Raw genomic sequence first — 3,511 nt, forward strand, 5'->3', positions numbered from 1 at the left:
AATTAATATTATGTAACTCTTTTTAAAATTAAAACTAAATTTAAAGTATTATTTTAAATATAAAATTTAGTTATTTCTTCACCCCAAAAAGTATCTTTTAATAAGGAAGAATTATCAATATTGTTTAAAGAATTTTTTAAAAGTTGTATTTCAGTAGGAGGACAATTTTCTCTTAAATAAGCACAAGGTCCATTTACTTTACGAATAAAAATAAAATACTGTAGTAAACTTTCAGCGAAAGTTAATATTGAATTATTTACATAAAGTTCTTCAAAACTTTGAAAGTCAATACATTTAATTTGGCTAGAAGTATTTTCAATAGTTATAATATCAAGTTCATTATTAAATCCTATATAAAAAAAATCATTATAATATTCATCTTTTAAATTAAATTTTTTAGTTAATGGTAAAAAGGCACCTTCAGATAATGATTGAAAAATTAAAAAAGGTGAACAATTTTTAGGAAAACCAACATTTATTAAGAAATCTTTATCATCATTAGAAATATTTAAATTATTAACAATATCTTCAGAATAGGTTATTGAAGGATTCATATATTTAATCCATTGAGTCTTAAATTCTGAATAATTAGAATAGGTTATTGCTGGATCTACATACTTAATCCATTCTTTAAATTCTGAAAGATCTGAATGATAGGTCATTTTAACTCAGTCCTTTTTAATTTAATAAAAAAATAAAATATTAATAATAATATATGCATCTTTATTAAAATGCTCTATAATTACTAAAATGAAATACTCGTAAATGAAAACAAAAAAGAAAAATATCGACAAAAAAACATAATAAAAATAGAATTTTCAAAGAAATTATAAAAAATAATAAAAATTATTTAAAAAATACCTTTTAAATTGTAAAAAAAATCAATAAAAACCATTTATAGACTTTGAGTTTTGTGTATATTATTATATCATTTATATGTAAGAAATATTTTTGTGTATTTGCATAATAGTTATATTTTTAAGGAGAAAAAAATGAATAAAATTTCATTAAGTAAAAATAACGTATTTGATTTTTTTAAAAAGGAACCTATACTGTGTACAGCTTTAGCTCTTGCACTTTTAACATCTATTTTTTCTTTACCTAAAATGGGCTATATTAATTTTAAGGTATTAATATTATTATTTAATTTAATGGTTGTTGAAGCAGCATTTAGCGATTTAAAAGTTTTAGATAGTATAGCAATTTCATTATTAAAAAAATGTAAAAGTAAAAGAGGAATAGAATTTTCTATAGTATTTATTACTTTTATAGCAGCAATGATAGTTACAAATGATGTAGCACTTCTTACATTTGTTCCAATTACATTAATAATAGGAAAAAAGACAAATGTAAGCGTTATGAAACTGGTAATACTTCAAACTCTTGCAGCTAATTTAGGAAGTAGTTTTACTCCTATGGGAAATCCTCATAATCTTTATACATATTATCTTTATGAAATTAGTCCTATTAATTTCTTGAAACTTACATTACCTATGACTCTTTTATCCATAATATTTTTAATAATATTAATGTTAAGAGGAAAGAATGAAATATTACAATTTAAATTAGAAGATATAAAAATAAAAAATAAAAACAAGGTGGTTTGTTTCAGTATTTTACTATTAATAATACTTCTTTCAGTATTTCAAATAGTAAGTTATAAATGGGTATTTTTAATAACATTAATAATGGTATTTTGTTTGGATTTTAAATTATTAAAAAAAATTGATTATTCATTACTTATAACATTTATATGTTTCTTTATATTTACAGGAAATATTTCGCATATGGATATGTTTAGAAATTTCATGGAGAAAATGCTAAATGGAAGTTTAAATACATATTTAGCAGGAATATTTGCTAGTCAAATTATTAGTAATGTTCCTGCTACAATGTTACTTGCTGGATTTACGCAATATCCTAATGAATTGATATTAGCTCTTGATATAGGTGGTATGGGAACTTTAATAGCTTCTCTTGCTAGTATAATATCTTATAGACTTTATATTGGAGTTTATAAAGAAGAAAGCAACAAGTATTTGAAAAAATTTACAGCATATAACATTATTGGACTAGTTGTATTTATTCCTGTTGTATATATATTAAATTTTATTTTATTTTAATCATTATAAAAAGAGTCATAGGTTATTAATCTATGACTCTTTTTATAATTAATATTATACGTTATTCCAATTAACTTTTAATTCTTCACTATTATTTTTTGTGTTAATCCATTTATTTATAGTTTTATTAATTACATCTATACCATTAACATCAAGCTTTACTTCTTTTAAATACCAATCGGATGCTATAGAATTTGAACCTCTTTTGTCTATGTATGTTTTTACTATATCTTCTGGATGAATATTAATATCATTTATGTATAAATAATATTCATCGGAATCACCACGTTCAAAATCATTATAATTTTTTTTATCTAATTCCCATTCTTTTATACTACCATTTTTAAGTTTGAAACATAAGTAAACATTATCATCAGTTCCAGCACCGATATTTTTTCCAGTTTCTACAGTAATGGTTAATGAACTAATTGGAGAATCACTGCCCCCTACATCTAAATTCCATCTATCAGTAAAACTTGAATAATTATCATTTTCAGCTTCGCTTAATAGTTTAATACAATCTTCTTTAGCAGATTTAAAGGCTTCTTCTAATCGTTCTTTTCTATTATTTTGTGATAAAGTATTTTCTGAAGCATCTAAATTTTCGTAAGTATAACCTACTCCTGTTTTAAGACCTACAAGTAATGCTTTACACCATAATTTTTCTTCAGTTTCACTTGGATTTTGTCCATAAACTTTTTGTGAAATTTTATTAATCATATCAAAAGGAATTTCATCATAATTATCAAATTTACTTGAAATATTAGTAGAATTAAAAGAATTAGAGTCATTTCCTATTATATTGGAAAATACAAATGATTCAGCAGAATGTTCTAGTTTTTTATGTAAAGGTCTAGAACTTTCATTTGCCATATATACTCCACATTCAGGATTGACAAATTTCCCATGACAATTTAAATCACCAGTTATGTGTGATACCCAACCAGCAGCAAAAGATATTTTTTTCATATCTTTAGAATTAAGAGCTTCTTTTAACTGCTCTTTAGCAAAACTGCCAACTTTATAATAGTGATATCTATCAGCCCAAGGTGCTCTTTCTAAAGCTTGTCCAGGTTGAAGATATCCAAGGTCAGGAGCATTTGCTCCCCAATTAGCTATTTTAGGATATTTCTTTATTGATTTAGCTATTAAACTATTTTCAGGAAGACTGTTAGCAACGGATTGAATTAACATACAATGACTAACAGGTTGAAATGCTTTAGCAGTTATACCATTAAAACAAAGGGTTAAAAATGTTGCAGACAAAAATATTGATATTTTTCTTTTTTTCATTTGTTCTAAATCTCCTTTATTTATTAAAAATCTCTTTATTATTAAACATTATTTTACTTCATAAGTAAAGAATGGAGAAAAAATCAGATATATAA

General features: G+C 23.5%; 3 protein-coding genes. 1 reads left to right on the forward strand and 2 read right to left on the reverse strand.

From position 1 onward, the window contains the following. Positions 1-53: 53 nt before the first annotated feature. Positions 54-662, reverse strand: coding sequence for a hypothetical protein (locus GBZ86_RS13880; protein WP_152891630.1), 609 nt, complete (start codon positions 660-662; stop codon positions 54-56). A gap of 330 nt (positions 663-992) precedes the next feature. On the opposite strand from GBZ86_RS13880, the gene GBZ86_RS13885 reads away from it, so the two are divergent. Further along, positions 993-2,123 carry an SLC13 family permease gene (locus tag GBZ86_RS13885; RefSeq protein WP_152891632.1) on the forward strand — a complete coding sequence of 377 codons (1,131 nt, stop codon included), beginning with the start codon at positions 993-995 and terminating at the stop codon, positions 2,121-2,123. A 54-nt stretch (positions 2,124-2,177) separates the two neighbouring features. Here the strand turns inward: GBZ86_RS13885 and GBZ86_RS13890 are convergent, their stop codons facing one another. After that, complete coding sequence (locus GBZ86_RS13890; protein WP_152891634.1) at positions 2,178-3,416, reverse strand: zinc dependent phospholipase C family protein; 1,239 nt, start codon at positions 3,414-3,416, stop codon at positions 2,178-2,180. Positions 3,417-3,511 lie beyond the last annotated feature (95 nt).

The sequence above is a fragment of the Clostridium tarantellae genome (genome assembly GCF_009295725.1).
GTDB lineage: Bacteria > Bacillota > Clostridia > Clostridiales > Clostridiaceae > Sarcina > Sarcina tarantellae.

Excerpts from the sequence above, each read along its gene's own strand:
- GBZ86_RS13880 (WP_152891630.1), bottom strand. The coding sequence starts at position 662 with ATGACCTATCATTCAGATCTTTCAGAATTTAAAGAATGGATTAAGTAT.
- GBZ86_RS13885 (WP_152891632.1), top strand. The coding sequence starts at position 993 with ATGAATAAAATTTCATTAAGTAAAAATAACGTATTTGATTTTTTTAAA.
- GBZ86_RS13890 (WP_152891634.1), bottom strand. The coding sequence starts at position 3,416 with ATGAAAAAAAGAAAAATATCAATATTTTTGTCTGCAACATTTTTAACC.